Raw genomic sequence first — 19,346 nt, forward strand, 5'->3', positions numbered from 1 at the left:
GCACCATGGTCGAACTGACCCTTCCCAAGAACTCGCAGATCAGGCAGGGCAAGACCTGGCCGAAGCCGGACGGCGCGACCAATCTGCGCGAATACCGCATCTATCGCTGGTCGCCGGACGACGACGAGAACCCCAGCATCGACACCTATTTCGTCGACATGGACGATTGCGGGCCGATGGTCCTCGACGCCCTGCTCTGGATCAAGAACAAGATCGATCCGACGCTGACGCTTCGCCGTTCCTGCCGCGAGGGCATCTGCGGTTCCTGCGCCATGAACATCGACGGGTCCAACACGCTCGCCTGCACCAAGGGCTGCGACGACATTTCCGGCGCCGTGAAGGTCTATCCGCTGCCGCACATGCCGGTGGTCAAGGACCTGGTGCCCGACCTCACCAATTTCTACGCCCAGCACCGCTCCATCGAGCCATGGCTGAAGACGGTTTCGCCCGAGCCGGCCAAGGAATGGCTGCAGAGCCATGAGGACCGGCAGAAGCTGGACGGGCTCTACGAGTGCATCCTGTGCGCCTGCTGCTCCACCTCCTGCCCGAGTTACTGGTGGAACGGCGACCGCTATCTCGGCCCGGCGACGCTGCTGCAGGCCTATCGCTGGCTGATCGATTCGCGCGACGAGGCGACCGGCGAGCGGCTCGACAATCTCGAAGACCCGTTCCGGCTCTATCGCTGCCACACCATCATGAACTGCGCGCAGACCTGCCCCAAAGGCCTGAACCCGGCCAAGGCGATCGCCGAGATCAAGAAGATGATGGTGGAACGGCGGGTTTAGGCCGCGATCGTCTGGTATTTAGGCGCCGCGGCTAGCGCGCCGCGAGCCTGAGAGCAGCAAACTATGACCGAAGACCTCCCTCACCTCTCTCCGGCCGAAGCGCGCATCCTCGGCTGCCTGATCGAGAAGAAGGAGCTGACACCGGACGTCTATCCGATGACGTCGAACGCGCTGGTCGCCGCCGCGAATCAGAAGACAGCGCGCGAGCCGGTCATGGCGCTCGACATGGCGGACATCAACCGGGCGCTCGGCACGCTGCAATCAAAGGGACTGGTGCGGCAGGTCTTCGCCTCGCGCGTCGAACGCTACGAGCATCAGATGGCGCAGAAATTCTCGCTGACGCGTGGCCAGACCGCCCTTGTCGGCCTGCTTCTGCTGCGTGGGCCGCAGACGGTGCATGAACTGTTGGCGCGCAGCGAACGGCTGGCGCAGTTCGCCGATGCCGATGCGGTGCGCGGCGAACTCGACATGCTTATCGGCCGCCGGCCGCCGCTGGTGCAGGATATCGGCCGCGCGCCCGGCCAGCGCGAGGAGCGCTTCGCCCATCTGCTCGCCGGCCCGGTCGAAGCGGCAGCCGCGATTGAGCCTTTCAAGGCCTCGCCAGTTGCGAACTCAGGTCTCGAATCCCGCGTCGCGGCGCTGGAAGCCGAGGTGGCGGAACTGCGTGCGTTGATCGAGGCCCTCACACGCGCGTAGCGCATCGTTACGGTCCCGAATCGAGCAGTGTGAAAATTCACTTCACAGGCCAGGTCTTCGAGCCGTGGCCCTCTCAGATATGAATCGGCTTGAAGAACGTCGCCAGAGCCGCTTCCTTAACCGCTTCCGACATGGTCGGGTGCGCATGGCAGGTGCGGGCCAGATCTTCCGACGAACCACCAAACTCCATCAGCACCGCCGCCTCGTGGATCATCTCGCCGGCGCCGAAGCCGACGACGTGAACGCCCAGAACCTTGTCGGTCGTCTTGTCGGCCAGGATTTTGACGAAACCGTCCGTGTGCAGCATGGCGCGCGCCCGGCCATTGGCCGTGAACGGGAACTTGCCGGCCTTGTACTCGATGCCCGCCTTCTTCAACTCCTCCTCGGTCTTGCCGACTGAAGCAATCTCCGGGCTGGTGTAGACGACGCTCGGGATCACCTCGTAGTTCACATGCCCGGCCTGCCCGGCGATGGTTTCCGCCACCGCGACGCCCTCGTCCTCCGCCTTGTGCGCCAGCATCGGCCCGGCGATGGCGTCGCCGATCGCCCAGATGCCGGGCACATTGGACTTCAGATGGCCGTCGGTCTTGACCCGGCCGCGCTCATCGACCTCGACGCCGGCTTCCTTCAGCCCGAGCCCGTCCGTATAGGCGCGCCGGCCTGTGGCGATCAGCACCACATCGGCATCGATCGTCTCGGTCTCGCCGCCCTTAACCGGCTCGAAGGTGACGCTCGCACCCTTCTTCGCCTTGGCGACGCCGGTGACCTTGGCGCCGAGCTTGAAGTCGAAGTCCTGCTTGGCGAGCAGCCGCTGGAACTGCTTCGATACTTCGCCGTCCATGCCGCCGAGGATCGTGTCGAGGAACTCCACCACCGTCACCTTGGCGCCGAGCCGCGCCCAGACAGAGCCGAGCTCAAGCCCGATGACGCCGCCGCCGACCACGACCAGATGACCCGGCACCTTGTCCAGCGACAGCGCGCCGGTGGACGAGACGATGGTCTTCTCGTCGATATCGACCTTGACGCCGGGAATGCCGGCGACATCCGATCCGGTGGCGATGACGATGTTCTTCGCCTCGATCTCCTGGCTCTTGCCGTCCTCGCCGGTCACCGAAACCTTGCCGGCGGAAACAACCTTGCCGGTGCCACGGAAGGCATCGATCTTGTTCTTCTTGAACAGGAAGGCGACGCCCCCGACATTCGAGGCGACAGTAGCGTCCTTGTGAGCCATCATCTTCTTCAAGTTCAGCTTCGGCGTCACCTCGACGCCCAGCGTGTCGAAGGAATGGCCAGCCTCGGCGAACATTTCCGACGCGTGCAGCAATGCCTTGGACGGAATGCAGCCGATGTTGAGGCAGGTGCCGCCGAAGGTCTCGCGCTTTTCCACCACGGCCACCTTGAGGCCAAGCTGAGCCGCCTTGATCGCGCACACATAGCCGCCGGGGCCGGAACCGATCACCACAACATCGTAAGCCATTTCATTTTCCCTTCTTGGTCCGGTCCACGACCTTAGCGCCCGCCGCTGACGTCGAGCAGCGCGCCTGTCGTATAGGAAGCTTCGTCAGAAAGCAGCCATAGTACGGCCGCGGCGATTTCATCGGCGCGGCCTTCCCGCTTCATCGGGATCAGCGCACGCATCCTTTCGATCCTGTCCGGCTGGCCGCCGGAGGCGTGGATTTCGGTGTCGATCATGCCCGGCCGCACCGCATTGACGCGAACACCCTCGGTCGCGACTTCCCGGGCAAGCCCCACGGTAAATGTGTCTATGGCCCCCTTGGACGCGGCATAATCGACATATTCGCCGCTGCTGCCGAGCCTGGCGGCTGCGGAAGACAGATTAACGATGGCGCCGCCCCGACCGCCATGCCGGCTCGACATGCGCTTCACCGCTTCGCGTGCGCACAGGATCGAACCGATGACGTTGATGCGGAACATCCGCTCCAGCCGTTCGCCCGACATCTCGTCGATCCGCGCCTTCTGGTCGACAACGCCGGCATTGTTGACCAGCCCATCCAGCGAGCCGAAATGGGCATCGACGGTTTCGAACAGCCGCATGACGTCGGCCTCGCTGCCGACATCGGCCTGCACCGCCAAGGCTTTCGCGCCTGTCTCCTCGAGCTCCCGCGACAGACTGTCGGCCGCTTCGCGGTTCGCGACATAGCTGAAGGCGACAAGCCAGCCGCGCGCCGCCGCCATGCGCACGATCGCCGCGCCGATGCCGCGCGAGCCGCCGGTCACCAGCAGCGTTTTCGGCGCGTTCATTCCTGGCACCCCTTCAACGCGAAGACGTCCCACGGTAGTTTCGAAAAGCCTTGCGCGCCGTAGGCGGAGGAGTGGCGCAGCGAAGGGCCGAGGTCGGGAAAGATCAGCGTCTTCGGCGCATCGCCCTTCTTCGGCAGCAGGCTGACCACGCCGGTCTCGTCCGCTGCATAGATGACGCCTTGCCATAATGTGCAGGCTTGCAGTTCGGCGCCCGTCACGTCGCCGTCCGGACACTTGTACATCAGAGCCCCATAGGGCCGCTCGACGTCTTCGCTCCACATCACCATGCCGTCGAGCTGGACGCCATTTTCGAGATTCATCCTGAAGGCGTTGGTCACCGTTGCCGACTCCGTCGCTGGCCGGAAATCGATTCCGGCTGCATCGTCGCGATCACCATACACGGCGAGTTCGACCGGGCAGCCGGCAAGGGCCGCTTGCGCCGTCGAAAGGACCGAGACGGCCATCACCGCGGCCCTGATCAGCCACCCGCTGTGGCCAGGCAACAGTCCGGCTTTGGCAACTGATGCTCCGAGCGAACCCATTCCACTGTGCTTACAGATCCAGCACCAGCCGTTCGGGATCTTCCAGGCTTTCCTTGACCCGCACCAGGAAGGTGACGGCTTCCTTGCCGTCGACGATGCGGTGGTCGTAGGAAAGCGCCAGATACATCATCGGCCGGATCACGATCTGGCCGCCGACAACGACCGGCCGGTCCTGGATCTTGTGCATGCCGAGAATGCCCGACTGCGGCGCGTTGAGGATCGGCGTCGACATGAGCGAGCCGTAGACGCCGCCATTCGAAATCGTGAAGGTGCCGCCCTGCATGTCGGCGACCGACAGCTTGCCGTCGCGGGCAGCCACGCCAAGCCTTCCGATTTCCTTCTCGATCTCGGCGATCGACATCTGGTCGGCATTGCGGACGACCGGAACCACCAGGCCCTTCTCGGTGCCGACGGCCACGCCGATATGGGCATAGTTCTTGAAGATGATGTCGGTCGCGTCGATCTCGGCATTGACCGACGGGATTTCCTTCAGCGCATGGGTAACGGCCTTGGTGAAGAAACCCATGAAGCCGAGCTTCACGCCATGCTTCTTCTCGAACACGTCCTTGTATTTGGCGCGCAGATCCATCACCGCCTTCATGTCCACCTCGTTGAAGGTGGTCAGCATGGCGGCGGTTGCCTGCGCTTCCTTCAGCCGGCGCGCAATCGTCTGGCGCAGCTTGGTCATGCGCACCCGCTCCTCGCGGCCCGCATCCTCTTCCGAAGTCGGCGTCCGCGCCGCGGGAGGAGTGGAAATCTTCGGCGTTTCGGCCGGCTGCGACGGCGCGCCCTTGGAGATCGCATCGAGCACGTCGCCCTTCAGCACCTGGCCGCGCTTGCCCGAACCAGAGACCTGGTCTGCCGAGAGATTGTTCTCGGCAAGCAGCTTGGCGGCGGACGGCGCCGGCGGGGTGTCGCGCGGCTCGACGGGGCTTTCGCCGGCGATCTTGGCCTGCTGGGCAGCGGCCTCCTTGGTGGTCGAAGCGGCAGTCGGGGCCGACGCTTGTGCGACTGCCGTTTCCTGCTTGGGCGTAGGCGCTTCGCCGGTCTTTTCCGAGGTCTTTTCAGCCGGTTTGGCAGCCGGCTTTTCCGACGCCTTGTCGCTACCAGCGGAGATCGCGCCAAGCACCGCGCCGACGCCGACGGTTTCGCCTTCCTGGACGATGATGTCGGACAGCATCCCGGCAGCCGGCGATGGCACTTCGATCGTCACCTTGTCGGTTTCCAGCTCGACCAACGGCTCGTCGGCCGCGACGCTTTCGCCCGCCTTCTTGAACCATTTGCCGACGGTCGCTTCGGTGACGGATTCGCCCAGCGTCGGGACTTTGATTTCGGTGGCCATTGGTTGCTTCCGTTGATTCGAGGTCTATCAGCCGTGGGTCAGGTCAGCCGCCCAGCGCGTCTTCGAGGAAGGCGGCGAGTTGGGCGAGATGCTTCGACATCAGGCCGGTCGCCGGCGATGCGGCTGCAGGACGGCCTGTATACCGCACCCGTTGATGCTTGGCGTCGATATGGGCGAGCACCCATTCGAGATAGGGGTCGATGAACGCCCAGGCGCCCATGTTCTTCGGCTCTTCCTGGCACCACACCATCTCGGCATTGCGGAACCGAGACAGTTCGGTGATCAGCGCCTTGGCCGGGAACGGATAGAGCTGTTCGACGCGCAGCAGATAGATGTCGTTGATGCCCCGCTTCTCGCGCTCCTCGTAAAGATCGTAATAGACCTTGCCCGTGCACAGCACGACGCGGCGGATCTTCGAATCCTTGGTGAGCTTGATCGCCTGATCGGGCAGCATCTGCGCATCATCCCACAGCAGCCGGTGGAAGGCGCTTTCGCCCGACATTTCGGGAAGCGTCGATACCGCCCGCTTGTGGCGCAGCAACGATTTCGGCGTCATCAGGATCAGCGGCTTGCGGAAGTCGCGCTTCAGCTGCCGACGCAGTATGTGGAAATAGTTAGCCGGCGTCGTGCAGTACGCGACCTGCATGTTGTCCTCGGCGCAAAGCTGCAGGAAACGCTCCAGCCGCGCCGACGAATGCTCCGGCCCCTGTCCTTCATAGCCATGCGGCAACAGGCAGACGAGGCCCGACATGCGCAGCCACTTACGCTCGCCCGACGAGATGAACTGGTCGAACACCACCTGCGCGCCATTGGCGAAATCGCCGAACTGGGCTTCCCACAGCGTCAGCGCCTTGGGTTCAGCGAGCGAATAGCCATATTCGAAGCCGAGCACGGCCTCTTCCGACAGCATCGAGTTGATGACCTCGTAGCCGGCTTGCGCGGCCGAGAGATTGTTCAACGGAATGTAGCGCGTTTCGTCCTTCTGGTCGTACAGCACCGAATGGCGCTGCGAGAAGGTTCCGCGCTCCGAATCCTGGCCCGAAAGACGGACCGGATTGCCGTCGAGGAGGATGGCGCCGAAAGCCAGCGCCTCGGCGGTCGACCAGTCGATGCCTTCGCCCGACTCGATCGCCTGGCGGCGATTGTCGAGAAAGCGGCCGATGGTCTTGTGGACCTCGAAGTCCTTCGGCACCTCGGTCAGCTTCTTGCCGATTTCCTTCAGCGTCTTGACCGGCACGGCGGTCTTGCCGCGGCGCTGCTCGTCCTGATTGTCGGCGCTCCGCAGGCCAGTCCATGCGCCGTCCAGCCAGTCGGCCTTGTTGGGCTTGTAGGACTGGCCGACCTCCCACTCGCTCTCCAGATGCGCGCGCCAGTCGGCCTTCATCTTGTCGAACTCATCCTGGGTGAGGAGCCCTTCCGAGATGAGCCGGTCGGCATAAAGCTGCACCGTCGTCTTGTGCGAGCGAATGTTGCGGTACATGAGGGGCTGCGTGAAGGCAGGCTCGTCGCCCTCATTGTGGCCGAAGCGGCGGTAGCAGAACATGTCCACCACGACCGGCTTGTGGAACTTCATGCGGAATTCGGTCGCGATCTTGGCGGCGTAGACCACGGCTTCCGGGTCGTCGCCATTGGCGTGCAGGATTGGCGCTTCCACCATTTTGGCGACGTCGGAGGGATAGGGCGACGAACGCGAGAAACGCGGATCAGTGGTGAATCCGATCTGGTTGTTGATGATGAAATGCAGCGTTCCAGCGACGCGATGGCCGCGCAGCCCCGACAGGCCGAAGATTTCGGCGATCACGCCCTGGCCCGCAAAGGCGGCGTCGCCATGCAGCAAAAGCGGCATGACCTTGGCGCGCTCTTCCAGCGGCACCAGTTCGCCGCGCGAGCGCCCGAACAGATAATCCTGCTTGGCGCGCGCCTTGCCCATCACCACGGGATTGACGATTTCCAGATGCGAGGGGTTTGCCGTCAGCGAAAGATGCACCTTGTTGCCGTCGAACTCACGATCCGACGAGGCGCCGAGATGGTACTTGACGTCGCCCGAGCCTTCGACGTCGTCGGGAGCGTAGGAGCCGCCCTTGAATTCGTGGAAGACCGCCCGGTGCGGCTTCGACATCACATTGGTCAGCACGTTGAGCCGGCCGCGATGCGCCATGCCGAGCACGACTTCCTGCAAGCCGAGCGAACCGCCCCGCTTCAGGATCTGTTCCAGCGCCGGGATCAGCGATTCGCCGCCGTCGAGGCCGAAACGCTTGGTGCCCTTGTACTTGACGTCGATGAACTGCTCGAACCCCTCGGCCTCGATCAGCTTCGACAGGATCGCCTTCTTGCCCTCCGCCGTGAAGATGATCTCCTTGTCGGCGCCTTCGATACGCGACTGGATCCAGGCCTTCTCTTCGGGATCGGAAATATGCATGAACTCGACGCCCAGCGTCGAGCAATAGGTGCGGGTGAGGATTTCCAGCATCTGCCGGACGGTGCCGAATTCCAGCCCCAGCACATTGTCGAGGAAGATCGGGCGGTCGTAATCGGCTTCGGTGAAGCCGTAATTCTCCGGCGACAACTCGTTATAGTCCTCGAGCGGCTTGGCGATGCCGAGCGGATCGAGATTGGCGTGCAGGTGCCCGCGCATGCGATAGGCGCGGATCATCATGATGGCGCGCACCGAATCGCGCGTCGCTTGGTGGACGTCGGCGTCGGACATGGTCGCGCCATTGGCAACCGCCTTGTCCTTGACCTTCCTGTCGATGACCTTTTCGACCAGGCCCCAATTGCCGTCGAGCGCCGAAACCAGTTCGCCATTGGCGACGAGCGGCCAGGACGGGCGTTCCCAAGAGGCGCCCTTGGCGTTCCTCTGGACGTCGTTGGAATCGTCCTTCAGCCCGGCGAAGAACTCCTGCCACTGCGGATCGACCGACTGTGGATCCTCCTCATAGGCGGCATAGAGCGCGTCGATGTAGTCGGCATTGCCGCCATAAAGGAAGGAAGTGAGGGAAAACTGGTCGTTGGCCTGATCTTGTCGTGCCATTTTATGTCTGCGGAGCCTTGCTCCGTCTCCTTGTTCCGAGGCAGTCGGTCTTCGGCAGTCGGCAGTCGATAACGCGGCCCCGACTGCCTATTGCCGATTGCTCACTGTCTAGCCCTTTATCGCTTCCACCAGCGTTGTGCCAAGACGCGCCGGCGAGGGCGAAACCTTGATGCCCGCGGCTTCCATCGCCGCGATCTTGTCTTCCGCGCCACCCTTGCCGCCCGAGATCACCGCGCCGGCATGACCCATGGTGCGGCCGGCAGGCGCCGTGCGCCCTGCGATGAAGCCTGCCATCGGCTTCGAACGGCCGCGCCTGGCTTCGTCCCGGAGGAACTGCGCGGCGTCTTCCTCGGCCGAGCCGCCGATCTCGCCGATCATGATGATCGACTTTGTCTCGTCGTCGGCGAGGAACATTTCCAAAATATCGATGAACTCCGTGCCCTTGACCGGGTCGCCGCCGATGCCGACAGCGGTGGTCTGGCCGAGGCCGACATTGGTGGTCTGGAAGACTGCTTCATAGGTAAGCGTTCCCGAGCGCGAAACAACGCCAACCGAACCCTTCTTGAAGATCGAACCCGGCATGATGCCGATCTTGCATTCGTCCGGCGTCATGATGCCCGGGCAGTTCGGCCCGAGCAGCCGCGATTTCGACCGGTCGAGCCGCGCCTTGACCCGCACCATGTCCATCACCGGGATGCCTTCGGTGATGCAGACGATGAAGGGGATTTCGGCGTCGATTGCCTCGATGATCGCTTCAGCCGCGCCCGCCGGCGGCACATAGACGACCGAGGCGGTGGCGCCGGTCGCTTCCTTGCCTTCGGCGACGGTGGCGAAGATCGGCAGTTTCTCGCCTTTCGCCCCTTCCCAGGTCTCGCCGCCCTTCTTGGGATGGATGCCACCGACCATCTTGGTGCCGTGATAGGCCAGCGCCTGTTCCGTGTGGAACGTGCCGGTCTTGCCGGTCAGCCCCTGCACCAGGATTTTCGTGTTCTTGTCGACGAGAATGGACATGCCTTACCTTCTTGCTCAGAGGGTGATCGATGAAGACGAAACGCGGCTGAAAGCGCCCTTCGCCATGTCTTGCCAGGTTTCCGAGCCCGCCGGCCGAAATCGCAGTTCGGTACGGTAGCTATCCTGGCTTTCGAGAATATAGGTGATGCGCGCCGCGCCACGCGGCGACGAGCGCTCCAGGACCAATCTAGCGCCGTCCCACGATCCGCTGGCTGGGGAAGCCGGGACAAAGCCCATCGAATCGAACGCGTACATCTTGGTCAGCCCGTCCGCCTGGTCGAAACCGAAGACATTGCGCGCGGCGAAGCTTTCCCTGCCGTCGCGCATCTGACGGTAACGCTGGGTGACGAACAGGCCGCCGAACTCGGCTTCCCCAACCGCCTCGGCGCTCGCCGTGCCCGCCGGCGCCCATTGCGTCGCCGACATTTCTTCCACGCCACGCCACGCGCCGACCAGCGCCTGCAGGCGCTGGTGACCGTCGGAGAGGGCAAAGGAAGGCGCCGCGTTCATGTGTCTCTCGCTCCGTCAGCCGGCTTACTTGCCCACCGCCGCGACGATCTTCTTGGCCGCATCGTCGAGATCGTCGGCTGAAATGACGTTCAGGCCGCTTTCGTTGATGATCTTCTTGCCGAGCTCGACATTGGTGCCTTCCAGCCGCACCACCAGCGGCACCTGCAGCCCGACTTCCTTCACCGCGGCGATGACGCCCTCGGCGATGATGTCGCACTTCATGATGCCGCCGAAGATATTGACCAGGATGCCTTTGACGGCCGGGTCCCTGGTGATGATCTTGAACGCCGCCGTGACCTTTTCCTTCGTGGCGCCACCGCCGACGTCGAGGAAGTTCGCCGGCTCGGCGCCGTAGAGCTTGATGATGTCCATCGTCGCCATGGCGAGGCCCGCGCCATTGACCATGCAGCCGATATTGCCGTCGAGCGCGACATAGGCGAGGTCGTATTTCGACGCCTCGATCTCCTTCTCGTCCTCTTCGGTCGTGTCGCGCAGTTCCACCATGTCCGGGTGGCGGAACAGCGCGTTGTTGTCGAACGACATTTTGGCGTCGAGCACGCGCAGCCTGCCGTTCTTCATCACGATCAGCGGGTTGACCTCGAGCAGGCTCATGTCCTTCTCGACGAAGGCCTTGTAGAGGATCGGGAACAGCTTTTCGCCGTCCTTCGCCGCATCGCCATCGAGCTCATAGGCGGCGTTGATCTTCTTCACATCGTCCGGCGTCACGCCCTTTTCCGGGTCGATGGCGAGCGTGATGATTTTTTCCGGCGTGTCATGCGCCACGCCTTCGATGTCCATGCCACCCTCGGTCGAAACGACGAAGGCAACCTGTCCGACAGTGCGGTCGACCAGCAGCGACAGATACAGCTCGCGCTCGATATCGGCACCGTCCTCGATATAGAGGCGGTTGACCTGCTTGCCGGCCGGGCCGGTCTGCTTCGTCACCAGCGTGTTGCCGAGCATCTCGTTGACGTTGGCGACCACTTCCTCGGCCGACTTCGCCAGCCGTACGCCGCCCTTGGCGTCGGCGGAAAGTTCCTTGAACTTGCCCTTGCCGCGGCCGCCGGCATGGATCTGGCTCTTCACCACATAGAGCGGGCCGGGCAGCTTCTTCGCCGCCGCTTCCGCCTCGCTTGCCTTGAACACGGGCACGCCTTCCGCAACCGGCGCGCCGAACCCCTTTAGAACCTGCTTGGCCTGATATTCGTGGATGTTCATGGCTGCCTCCGGATCACTTCTTGCCGAGTTGCGGGGCGATCCCGACACAGGCTTCGCAAAGCCCCTTCACCGCCGCCACCGACTTGTCGAACATCTGCTGCTCAGCCTTGTTGAAATCGATCTCGATGACACGCTCGACGCCGCCGGCGCCGATCACCACCGGCACGCCGACATACATGTCCTTGACGCCGTACTGGCCGGTCAGGTGCGCCGCGCAGGGCAGAACGCGCTTCTTGTCCTTGAGATAGCTTTCCGCCATGGCAATCGCCGAAGCGGCGGGTGCGTAATAGGCCGATCCGGTCTTGAGCAGGCCGACGATCTCGCCACCGCCCTTGCGGGTCCGCTCGACGATGGCGTCAAGTTTCTCCTTGGTCGTCCAGCCCATCTTGATCAGGTCAGGCAGCGGAATGCCCGCGACCGTCGAATAGCGTACCATCGGCACCATGTCGTCGCCGTGGCCGCCCAGCGTCATGGCGCTGACATCCTCGACCGAGACCTTGAACTCGTCGGCGAGGAAATAGCGGAAGCGGGCCGAGTCCAGCACGCCGGCCATGCCGACGACATGGCTCTTCGGCAGGCCGGAGAACTTCTGCAGCGCCCACACCATCGCGTCGAGCGGGTTGGTGATGCAGATGACGAAGGCGTTGGGCGCATACTTCTTGATGCCCGCGCCGACCTGCTCCATCACTTTCAAATTGATGCCGATGAGGTCGTCGCGGCTCATGCCGGGCTTGCGCGGCACGCCGGCGGTGACGATGCAGACATCAGCGCCCTCGATGCCGGCATAGTCGTTGACGCCGGTCAACCGCGAGTCGAAGCCGTCGACCGGCGACGATTGGGCGATATCGAGACCCTTGCCCTGCGGCGTGCCTTCCGCGATATCGAACAGAATGACGTCGCCGAGATCCTTCAGTCCGATCAAATGGGCGAGCGTGCCGCCGATCATGCCCGAGCCTATGAGCGCTATCTTGTTGCGTGCCATGTGAGGATCAATTCCCTTTGCATTGGGCGACGCCGGGCGGCGTCGGAGAGGGGCCGAGGAGGACGGAAACCGCGAATTTTCGCCGCACCCAATAGCCCCGGAGCGCTGAAAATTCAAACGATTATTTCAAGCCTAATAATTTCAATCGGTTAGAAACGTTTTGTCTTACGTAAACGTCAAAATATACGAAGCAAGATCGGCGCATGGAGGCGAGCTGGACCTGTTCACCCAGAAGAACGTTAAAAGCCGATGACAATGTGGCGTCCGCGGCGACAAACAGCAATCACATTGCGCTGCATCGTGACCAATGACAAACGGCGCACGGCGATTGCTCGCCGCGCGCCGTTCAAGCGTCGCGTTTTCAGGACCAGCCGACAGCCGGCCCGTTCCCTTAGCCAGCGCTTTTTAGTAACCGCGCGGGCAACGGGAGGTGTAGACGCGGCCATAACGGTCGCGATAACGGCACTGGCCGCGTTCGCTGGCATGGCCGACCAGCGCGCCGGCAACGGTGCCGACGGCGCCACCGATGATGGCTCCCTCTAGCGGGTTGCCGGATACGGCCGCGCCGATGGCTGCACCGCCGAGGCCGCCAACGGCGGCACCCTGCTCAGTCTGGGAGCAGGCGGCGAGCGGAATAAGCAGCGCCGCTAGCACGATCAATTTCTTCATAAGTTTTCCTCTCGAAACCGGTATTGCCCCTACCGGGCCCATAACGCGGCAGTCGCGGATTCGATCCATCGCTGTTCGACAACAGGCAAAGTCGCTGTTTTCAGCCTGACAGCGGGAGGGCTAATTCAAGCCGCCTGCTTCTTCGGCTGGATCAGCCCGCGCTCGACCAGAAGCTCGGCGATCTGCACCGCGTTCAACGCCGCACCCTTGCGCAGATTGTCCGATACGATCCAAAGATTGAGGCCGTTATCGACGGTCGAATCCTCGCGGATGCGCGAGATGTAGGTGGCGTCTTCGCCGGCGCTCTCGATCGGCGTGATGTAGCCGCCGTCCTCGCGCTTGTCGATGACCAGGCAGCCCGGCGCCTCGCGCAGGATCTCACGCGCTTCGTCGGCGGTGATCGGCTTCTCGAACTCGACATTGACCGCTTCCGAATGGCCGATGAACACCGGCACGCGCACGCAGGTCGCAGTCAGCTTGATCTTGGGGTCGAGCATCTTCTTGGTTTCCGCCACCATCTTCCACTCTTCCTTGGTGGTGCCGTCCTCCATGAACACGTCGATATGCGGAATGACGTTGAAGGCGATGCGCTTGGTGAACTTCTTCACGTCAACCGAATCGGCGACGAAAACGGCGCGGGTCTGCGTGAAGAGTTCGTCCATGCCTTCCTTGCCGGCGCCGGAAACCGACTGGTAGGTGGCGACGACGATGCGCTTGATTGTGGCCGCATCGTGCAGCGGCTTCAGCGCCACGACGAGCTGCGCGGTCGAGCAGTTGGGATTGGCGATGATGTTCTTGCGCGTGAACAGCGAGATCGCGTCCGGGTTCACTTCCGGCACGATCAACGGCACGTCCTGGTCGTAGCGGAAGGCCGACGAATTATCGATGACGACGCAGCCTTGCTTGCCGATCTTCGGCGACCATTCCTTCGAGACGTTGCCGCCTGCCGACATGATGCAGAGGTCCGTGTCGGAAAAATCATACTGGTCGAGCGTGCGCACCTTCAGCGTCTTGTCGCCGAACGACACTTCCGTCCCCTGGCTGCGGCGCGACGCCAGCGCCACGACCTCGTCGACCGGGAACCCGCGTTCCTCCAGTATGTTGAGCATTTCCCGGCCCACATTGCCCGTGGCGCCGACGACCGCAACCTTGAATCCCATAAGAATGTCTCCTGTCGCTCTCCGCTTGTTGGCTTGGAGAAACCCGCCGGCCGGTGCGGGTTCCGTCCCCCTCCGGCTAGACCCGGGAGAGGGCGGTGCAGCCAAGGGAGATCAGACCGTGGTGGCGGTCGTTTTTTTGGCCGTGGTTTTGGTGGAACGGCGCGGGGCTGCTTCTCCGGCCATATGATGGCCGGGGAAGTCGAATGCGAAAAGCGCCAGGATGAGGCCGCGCATGGTGTGTTCCTGTTCGAGGCGGGCTTTTACGCTGTTTGGAAGAAGAGTCAATCAGCGCTTCAGCCTGTGATGGCCGCCCGTCCGGTCGCGCTGCTTTCGAACGCTGCGTCGATCAGTTTCTGCATGTCGGCTGCGCGGTGGAATGAAGGCTCGCCGTTCACGCCGCTGGCCAGCGCATCGACGAAACGGCGGGCGTTGCGCTTCACCGCCAGCAGTTCGATCGCGCGCCATTGCGCCCTGTCGATGTCTTCGCCGAAGCAGCCCTTGAGCAAGGACTGCTTGCCATCGGTCTCGACCAGCAGCGCGCCGCGCGTGCCATGCAGCTTGAGCGTCAGTTCGTTGAGATGGCCCGTGGCGTAGCGCGTCGCCAGCACGGTGCCGAGCGCGCCGGATGAGAACCGCACGGTCATCGCCACGCTGTCATTGGCGTCCAGCGTGTAGGCGCCGATTCGGTCGCCCTCGGCCTTCGGGAAGGTGGCGAGATCGGCATGAAGCGAGACGATGTCCTGACCGGCGCCGAAGGTGGCGAAGTCGAGAATATGGATGCCGACATCGCCAAGCACGCCGGTCGAGCCATGGCTGGTCGACAGCCGCCACAGCCAGGTGTCCAGGCTGCGCCAGTCGCCCCATGCCTTCGACACCAGCCAGCTCTGCCGGTAGCTCGCCTCGACATGGCGCAGTTCACCGATCTCGCCGGCCTCCACCATCTGCCGCGCCATCTGCAGGGCAGGGGAATTGCGGTAGGTCAGATTGACCATGTTGATAAGGCCGGCCTGCTCCGCAGCTTCGGTCATTTCCAGCGCCTCGGCATAGGTCGGCGCCAGCGGCTTTTCGCAGAAAACATGCTTGCCCGCCGCCAGCAGCGCCAGCGTCGTCGCCTTGTGCACGCCATCCGGCGTGGCGTTGATGGCGGCATCGAACGCGCCCCATTGCAGCGCCGTCTCAAGACCCTCGAAAGCATGGCCAATCTCGTTCTGCTCGGCGAAGGCTTGCGCCCGACCCGGTATGGCATCGGCGCAAGCGACGATGCGGCAATCTTCCAGCAGGCCGAATTCGGTCATGTGCTGGCCGGCAATGCCGCCGGTGCCGAGAAGCAGAAGCCGATGCATGATTTCAGAACCTTTTCGAGGATGCGTCAGAGCGCGACGAAGATTTTTAGCGGAGACCTTCCTCGCCGTCCCGATGCAGCCGGGGTCCCTTCTGCACCAGCTTTTCCTTCGCCGCCGCAACCGGGACGTTCGGCGCGTCGGCGATCGCCGTCCACGCCGGCGCGGGATTGTGGGCCCAGTGCACGGCGTTGCGCAGCACCTGCCGCACCTCGGTATTGTGATAGATCGGATAGGTCTCGTGGCCGGGACGGAAATAGAAGATTTTTCCGGCGCCGCGCTGGTAGGTCAGGCCGGAGCGGAACACCTCGCCACCCTCGAACCAGGAGATGAACACCGTCTCCAGCGGCTCCGGCACGGCGAAAGGCTCGCCATACATTTCGGTGTTGGGCAACTCGATGCATTCGCCCAGCCCCTGTGCGATGCGATGACTGCGGTTGACGACCCAGATGCGCTCGCGCTCGCCCGCCTCGCGCCATTTCAGCGAGCAGGCGGTGCCCATCAGCCGCTTGAAGATTTTCGAGAAATGGCCGGAATGCAGCACGATCAGCCCCATCCCTTCCCAGACGCGCTTCTGCACCCGCTCGACGATGGCGTCCTCGACCTTGCCGTGCGCCGCATGGCCCCACCAGACGAGCACATCGGTCTTGGCCAACCGCTCTTCAGTCAGCCCATGTTCGGCGTCCTGCAGCACCGCCGTTGTCGCCGCGATGCCGGCATCCTCGTTCAGCGCCGAAGCGATGGTGGCATGCATACCCTCGGGATAGAGGCCGGCGACGACCGGGTTCTCCTGTTCATGCACGTTTTCGCCCCAGACCAGTGTCTTGATCGGCATGATGCATCTCCTGCGAATTCGCAAATTGGATCGTTTCAAATACAACATCGGGCGTTCACCGCAAGGGCCTGGCTCAACGATCCGGCATTCGTGTCCAGCCTCTTGCGGATCGGCCGGACTTTGCACAATCTCAACCGGCAAACCCCGGAGGCAGCAATGCGCGGCGAAGTGCTTTACTACGATGAAAGCCAGGGTTTTGGCTTCGTCCATGCCGACGATGGCGAGCGTTATACCTTTACGCGTGAGGATTTACGCCGCGAGGCCACGGTCGGGCAGGGCACGCTCGTCGAATTCCAGCCGAATGGCGGGCGCGCGCGCGACATTCTCATCCTCCGCGCCCAGATCGGCGCCTCCACCCCGGATCGGCACGAAGAGGCGGCTACTCAGCCGGCAGGGGCGCAGTCCGCGGCGCATTTCGGCCGCCTGGCGATGGAGGATGAACGGCAGTCCTCGGCCAGCCTGCCGGGATATTTCTGGCGCGCGCTCACCACCAATTATGTGAATTTCGCCGGTCGCGCCCGCCGCAAGGAATATTGGGGGTACGCGCTGTTCTGGCTGATTGGATTCACCGTGCTGCTGATCGCCGGGCTGCTGCTCGATGTGTCAACCGGCAGCCTAGACAGCGGACAGGACTTGCCAATCGCCACGTTCGGCATCGTCGGCACCTTCACGGTGGCAACCTTCTTTCCCGGCATCGCGCTGATGGCGCGCCGCCTGCACGATATCGGCCTGTCGGGCTGGCTGGTTCTCGTCGTGGTGATCCCGCTCGGCTGGCTGGTCATGCTGGTCTTCGCGCTGGTGCCGACGCAAAAGCGCGAAAACCGCTGGGGACCGATCCCGGAAGGCGTCACGCCTACGCCAACGACGCCGCCGGATGAAGAGGCTGTCTACTAACGGGACACCTACCCCAGGAATTTTGCCAGGATCGCGTCGCCCATCTCTGTCGTGCCGACTTCCTTCATGCCGGCCGACATGATGTCCTTGGTCCGCAGGCCATCGTCCAGCACGGCGGCGATCGCCGCCTCCAGTTGGTCGGCCTCGGCCACCATGGCGAAGGAATAGCGCAGGCACATGGCGAAGGAGGCGATCATCGCGATCGGATTGGCGATGCCCTTGCCGGCGATGTCCGGCGCCGAACCGTGCACCGGCTCGTACAGCGCCTTGCGCTTGCCGGTTTTCGCGTCCGGCGCGCCGAGCGAAGCCGACGGCAGCATGCCGAGCGAGCCGGTCAGCATCGCCGCCACATCCGACAGCATGTCGCCGAACAGATTGTCGGTGACGATGACGTCGAACTGCTTCGGCCAGCGCACCAGCTGCATGCCGCCGGCGTCGGCCAGCATGTGGTCCAGCTTGACGTCGGAATATTTCGCTTTGTGGGTCTGGGTCACCACCTCGTTCCACAGCACGCCCGACTTCATGACGTTGCGCTTTTCCATCGAGGTGACGTGGTTGTTACGGGTGCGCGCCAGCTCGAAGGCGACGCCGGAAATGCGTTCGATCTCGAACGTGTCGTAGACCTGCGTGTCGATGCCGCGCTTCTGGCCGTTGCCGAGATCGATGATCTGCTTCGGCTCGCCGAAATAGACGCCGCCGGTCAATTCGCGCACGATCAGAATGTCCAGGCCCTCGACAACTTCCTGCTTGAGCGAGGAGGACGCGGCGAGCGCCGGGTAGCAGATCGCCGGACGCAGATTGGCGAACAGCTCCATGTCCTTGCGCAGGCGCAGCAGTCCAGCCTCGGGCCGCACCTCATAGGGCACGCTGTCCCATTTCGGCCCGCCGACGGCGCCGAACAGCACCGCATCGGCAGCCATCGCCTTATCCATATCGGCGTCGGAGATCGCCGCGCCATGCGCGTCGTAGGCGCAACCGCCTACCAGTCCTTCGTCAGTGACGAAACCGGCGCCGGTTTTATCGTTCATGGCTGCGATCAGCTTCTTGACCTCGGCCATGGCCTCGGGGCCGATGCCGTCGCCGGCGAGGAGGAGAAGCTTTTTCAATGCCATGATGATTGTCCTGAAATCTGCGCCTGGAATGTGTGAATAGCCGCGAACTTGCTAACCGCCGAAGCGCCGCCGCGCAAGCATATCGTTCGACTGATCGGTTATGTTCTGCAGGTCGAAACGGGAACCGGCTCTAGCGGTGCTGCAGGATATTCACCAGCCGCCCGAAGGGATCCCGCACGTAGAAGCGCCGCACGCCCCATGGCTCCTCCACCGGCCCGTATTCGATGGCGACGCCGGCCTCCTTCATCGCGGCAAGCGCCGCATTGACATCGTCGACCTCGATGGAAAGGTCCGGCACCGGCGTCCCGCTGCCGCCTTCCGAGGCGAAGCTGACCTGCACGCTCATGCGCTCGGCCGAACCGTAGGTGGCGATCCAGCCATGGTCCATCAAAAGATCGAGGCCGAGTATATTCCCATAAAAATGTTTCGCTGCCGAAACATCCGCCGTCGCGATATTGGCGACGATGCGCCTGACCTTCACCGGGCTGACCTTCATGAGAAGAACTCCTCGCTGCCGCAGGCAAACACAACGAACGCATTTCCGGTCGGTCTTCAGCCAGTCAGGCGCCGCGCCGCAGCGCCGTCACTTCGATCTCGATCTTCATTTCCGGCCTGTTCAGCCCGCAGACGATCATCGTCGCGGCAGGGCGTATCTCGCCGAAGGCCTCGCCAAGGATCGGAAACACCCGATCCACGAATACCGCATCGGTGATGTAGTAATGCGCCCGCACTACGTCCGCGAGTTCGAAGCCGCCTTCCGCCAGCGCCTTTTCGATCGTCGCCAGGCAATTGCGCGCCTGCGCCTCGACCTCGTCCGGCATCGTCATGGTGGCGTAGTCGTAGCCAGTCGTGCCGGAAACGAAGCACCAGTCGCCCTGCACCACGGCGCGCGAATAGCCGGCGGTCTTTTCGAAGGGCGAACCGGTGGAGATCAGCTTGCGCACGGCCTGCTCGCCG

The 19,346-nt window shown here is 63.3% G+C and carries 20 protein-coding genes; 3 read left to right on the top strand and 17 right to left on the bottom strand.

What is annotated here, in order from left to right; translation table 11 throughout:
- The first annotated feature begins 5 nt into the window (after positions 1–5).
- Together ASD44_RS13925 and ASD44_RS13930 are read left to right on the top strand one after the other, a co-directional pair.
- Positions 6–785 carry a succinate dehydrogenase iron-sulfur subunit gene (locus ASD44_RS13925; protein ID WP_056113070.1) on the top strand — a complete coding sequence of 260 codons (780 nt, stop codon included), beginning with the start codon at positions 6–8 and terminating at the stop codon, positions 783–785.
- Between the two features lie 63 nt (positions 786–848).
- Complete coding sequence (locus ASD44_RS13930; RefSeq protein ID WP_056113073.1) at positions 849–1,481, top strand: DUF480 domain-containing protein; 633 nt, start codon at positions 849–851, stop codon at positions 1,479–1,481.
- A 73-nt stretch (positions 1,482–1,554) separates the two neighbouring features.
- On the opposite strand, the gene lpdA is transcribed toward ASD44_RS13930, so the two are convergent.
- The 14 genes from lpdA to ASD44_RS13995 form a co-directional block, all read right to left on the bottom strand.
- Complete coding sequence (lpdA, locus tag ASD44_RS13935) at positions 1,555–2,958, bottom strand: dihydrolipoyl dehydrogenase (RefSeq protein ID WP_056113076.1); 1,404 nt, start codon at positions 2,956–2,958, stop codon at positions 1,555–1,557.
- Between the two features lie 32 nt (positions 2,959–2,990).
- A complete protein-coding gene (locus ASD44_RS13940) occupies positions 2,991–3,743 on the bottom strand; it encodes an SDR family oxidoreductase (RefSeq protein ID WP_056113078.1) in 753 nt (250 codons plus the stop codon).
- A complete protein-coding gene (locus ASD44_RS13945; protein WP_056116211.1) occupies positions 3,740–4,207 on the bottom strand; it encodes a hypothetical protein in 468 nt (155 codons plus the stop codon). The genes ASD44_RS13940 and ASD44_RS13945 overlap by 4 nt, the downstream gene beginning before the upstream one ends.
- A gap of 88 nt (positions 4,208–4,295) precedes the next feature.
- Complete coding sequence (gene odhB / locus ASD44_RS13950) at positions 4,296–5,627, bottom strand: 2-oxoglutarate dehydrogenase complex dihydrolipoyllysine-residue succinyltransferase (protein ID WP_056113081.1); 1,332 nt, start codon at positions 5,625–5,627, stop codon at positions 4,296–4,298.
- A gap of 43 nt (positions 5,628–5,670) precedes the next feature.
- Complete coding sequence (locus tag ASD44_RS13955) at positions 5,671–8,658, bottom strand: 2-oxoglutarate dehydrogenase E1 component (RefSeq protein ID WP_056113084.1); 2,988 nt, start codon at positions 8,656–8,658, stop codon at positions 5,671–5,673.
- Between the two features lie 108 nt (positions 8,659–8,766).
- Positions 8,767–9,669, bottom strand: coding sequence for a succinate--CoA ligase subunit alpha (gene sucD, locus ASD44_RS13960; protein ID WP_056113087.1), 903 nt, complete (start codon positions 9,667–9,669; stop codon positions 8,767–8,769).
- Between the two features lie 15 nt (positions 9,670–9,684).
- Positions 9,685–10,179: a DUF1579 family protein gene (locus ASD44_RS13965; protein WP_056113090.1), complete on the bottom strand. Its 495-nt coding sequence runs from the start codon at positions 10,177–10,179 to the stop codon at positions 9,685–9,687.
- Between the two features lie 24 nt (positions 10,180–10,203).
- Positions 10,204–11,397 (bottom strand): ADP-forming succinate--CoA ligase subunit beta, encoded by a 1,194-nt coding sequence (sucC, locus tag ASD44_RS13970; protein ID WP_056113094.1) that lies wholly within the window; start codon positions 11,395–11,397, stop codon positions 10,204–10,206.
- Positions 11,398–11,410: 13 nt separating this feature from the next.
- Positions 11,411–12,379: a malate dehydrogenase gene (gene mdh, locus ASD44_RS13975; RefSeq protein WP_056113097.1), complete on the bottom strand. Its 969-nt coding sequence runs from the start codon at positions 12,377–12,379 to the stop codon at positions 11,411–11,413.
- Between the two features lie 405 nt (positions 12,380–12,784).
- Positions 12,785–13,048 carry a YMGG-like glycine zipper-containing protein gene (locus tag ASD44_RS13980; RefSeq protein ID WP_056113100.1) on the bottom strand — a complete coding sequence of 88 codons (264 nt, stop codon included), beginning with the start codon at positions 13,046–13,048 and terminating at the stop codon, positions 12,785–12,787.
- Positions 13,049–13,173: 125 nt separating this feature from the next.
- On the bottom strand, positions 13,174–14,208 hold the full coding sequence (locus ASD44_RS13985) for an aspartate-semialdehyde dehydrogenase (RefSeq protein WP_056113103.1): 1,035 nt from the start codon (positions 14,206–14,208) through the stop codon (positions 13,174–13,176).
- A gap of 111 nt (positions 14,209–14,319) precedes the next feature.
- Positions 14,320–14,442 carry a hypothetical protein gene (locus ASD44_RS18880; protein ID WP_274533096.1) on the bottom strand — a complete coding sequence of 41 codons (123 nt, stop codon included), beginning with the start codon at positions 14,440–14,442 and terminating at the stop codon, positions 14,320–14,322.
- Positions 14,443–14,501: 59 nt separating this feature from the next.
- A complete protein-coding gene (locus ASD44_RS13990) occupies positions 14,502–15,551 on the bottom strand; it encodes a Gfo/Idh/MocA family oxidoreductase (RefSeq protein ID WP_056113105.1) in 1,050 nt (349 codons plus the stop codon).
- A 46-nt stretch (positions 15,552–15,597) separates the two neighbouring features.
- The gene (locus tag ASD44_RS13995) at positions 15,598–16,383 is read right to left on the bottom strand and encodes a ThuA domain-containing protein (protein ID WP_056113107.1); all 786 of its coding nucleotides are present in this window, start codon (positions 16,381–16,383) and stop codon (positions 15,598–15,600) included.
- Positions 16,384–16,539: 156 nt separating this feature from the next.
- Between ASD44_RS13995 and ASD44_RS14000 the strand changes: the two genes are divergently transcribed.
- Complete coding sequence (locus ASD44_RS14000) at positions 16,540–17,277, top strand: DUF805 domain-containing protein (protein WP_056113110.1); 738 nt, start codon at positions 16,540–16,542, stop codon at positions 17,275–17,277.
- A gap of 8 nt (positions 17,278–17,285) precedes the next feature.
- Here the strand turns inward: ASD44_RS14000 and leuB are convergent, their stop codons facing one another.
- From leuB to ASD44_RS14015, 3 genes are all read right to left on the bottom strand, one after another.
- Positions 17,286–18,389, bottom strand: coding sequence for a 3-isopropylmalate dehydrogenase (leuB, locus tag ASD44_RS14005; protein WP_056113114.1), 1,104 nt, complete (start codon positions 18,387–18,389; stop codon positions 17,286–17,288).
- 130 nt (positions 18,390–18,519) lie between these two features.
- A complete protein-coding gene (locus ASD44_RS14010; protein WP_056116214.1) occupies positions 18,520–18,870 on the bottom strand; it encodes a VOC family protein in 351 nt (116 codons plus the stop codon).
- A 79-nt stretch (positions 18,871–18,949) separates the two neighbouring features.
- A complete protein-coding gene (locus ASD44_RS14015; RefSeq protein WP_056113117.1) occupies positions 18,950–19,333 on the bottom strand; it encodes a RidA family protein in 384 nt (127 codons plus the stop codon).
- Positions 19,334–19,346 lie beyond the last annotated feature (13 nt).

The organism is Mesorhizobium sp. Root554 (genome assembly GCF_001427025.1).
Classification (GTDB): Bacteria; Pseudomonadota; Alphaproteobacteria; order Rhizobiales; family Rhizobiaceae; genus Mesorhizobium.

Excerpts from the sequence above, each read along its gene's own strand:
- sucC (WP_056113094.1), bottom strand. The coding sequence starts at position 11,397 with ATGAACATCCACGAATATCAGGCCAAGCAGGTTCTAAAGGGGTTCGGC.
- ASD44_RS18880 (WP_274533096.1), bottom strand. The coding sequence starts at position 14,442 with ATGCGCGGCCTCATCCTGGCGCTTTTCGCATTCGACTTCCCCGGCCAT.
- ASD44_RS13965 (WP_056113090.1), bottom strand. The coding sequence starts at position 10,179 with ATGAACGCGGCGCCTTCCTTTGCCCTCTCCGACGGTCACCAGCGCCTG.
- ASD44_RS13925 (WP_056113070.1), top strand. The coding sequence starts at position 6 with ATGGTCGAACTGACCCTTCCCAAGAACTCGCAGATCAGGCAGGGCAAG.
- ASD44_RS13955 (WP_056113084.1), bottom strand. The coding sequence starts at position 8,658 with ATGGCACGACAAGATCAGGCCAACGACCAGTTTTCCCTCACTTCCTTC.
- ASD44_RS13980 (WP_056113100.1), bottom strand. The coding sequence starts at position 13,048 with ATGAAGAAATTGATCGTGCTAGCGGCGCTGCTTATTCCGCTCGCCGCC.
- ASD44_RS13985 (WP_056113103.1), bottom strand. The coding sequence starts at position 14,208 with ATGGGATTCAAGGTTGCGGTCGTCGGCGCCACGGGCAATGTGGGCCGG.
- ASD44_RS13995 (WP_056113107.1), bottom strand. The coding sequence starts at position 16,383 with ATGCCGATCAAGACACTGGTCTGGGGCGAAAACGTGCATGAACAGGAG.
- ASD44_RS13990 (WP_056113105.1), bottom strand. The coding sequence starts at position 15,551 with ATGCATCGGCTTCTGCTTCTCGGCACCGGCGGCATTGCCGGCCAGCAC.
- ASD44_RS14000 (WP_056113110.1), top strand. The coding sequence starts at position 16,540 with ATGCGCGGCGAAGTGCTTTACTACGATGAAAGCCAGGGTTTTGGCTTC.
- lpdA (WP_056113076.1), bottom strand. The coding sequence starts at position 2,958 with ATGGCTTACGATGTTGTGGTGATCGGTTCCGGCCCCGGCGGCTATGTG.
- leuB (WP_056113114.1), bottom strand. The coding sequence starts at position 18,389 with ATGGCATTGAAAAAGCTTCTCCTCCTCGCCGGCGACGGCATCGGCCCC.
- odhB (WP_056113081.1), bottom strand. The coding sequence starts at position 5,627 with ATGGCCACCGAAATCAAAGTCCCGACGCTGGGCGAATCCGTCACCGAA.
- ASD44_RS13930 (WP_056113073.1), top strand. The coding sequence starts at position 849 with ATGACCGAAGACCTCCCTCACCTCTCTCCGGCCGAAGCGCGCATCCTC.
- ASD44_RS13945 (WP_056116211.1), bottom strand. The coding sequence starts at position 4,207 with ATGGCCGTCTCGGTCCTTTCGACGGCGCAAGCGGCCCTTGCCGGCTGC.
- mdh (WP_056113097.1), bottom strand. The coding sequence starts at position 12,379 with ATGGCACGCAACAAGATAGCGCTCATAGGCTCGGGCATGATCGGCGGC.
- ASD44_RS13940 (WP_056113078.1), bottom strand. The coding sequence starts at position 3,743 with ATGAACGCGCCGAAAACGCTGCTGGTGACCGGCGGCTCGCGCGGCATC.
- sucD (WP_056113087.1), bottom strand. The coding sequence starts at position 9,669 with ATGTCCATTCTCGTCGACAAGAACACGAAAATCCTGGTGCAGGGGCTG.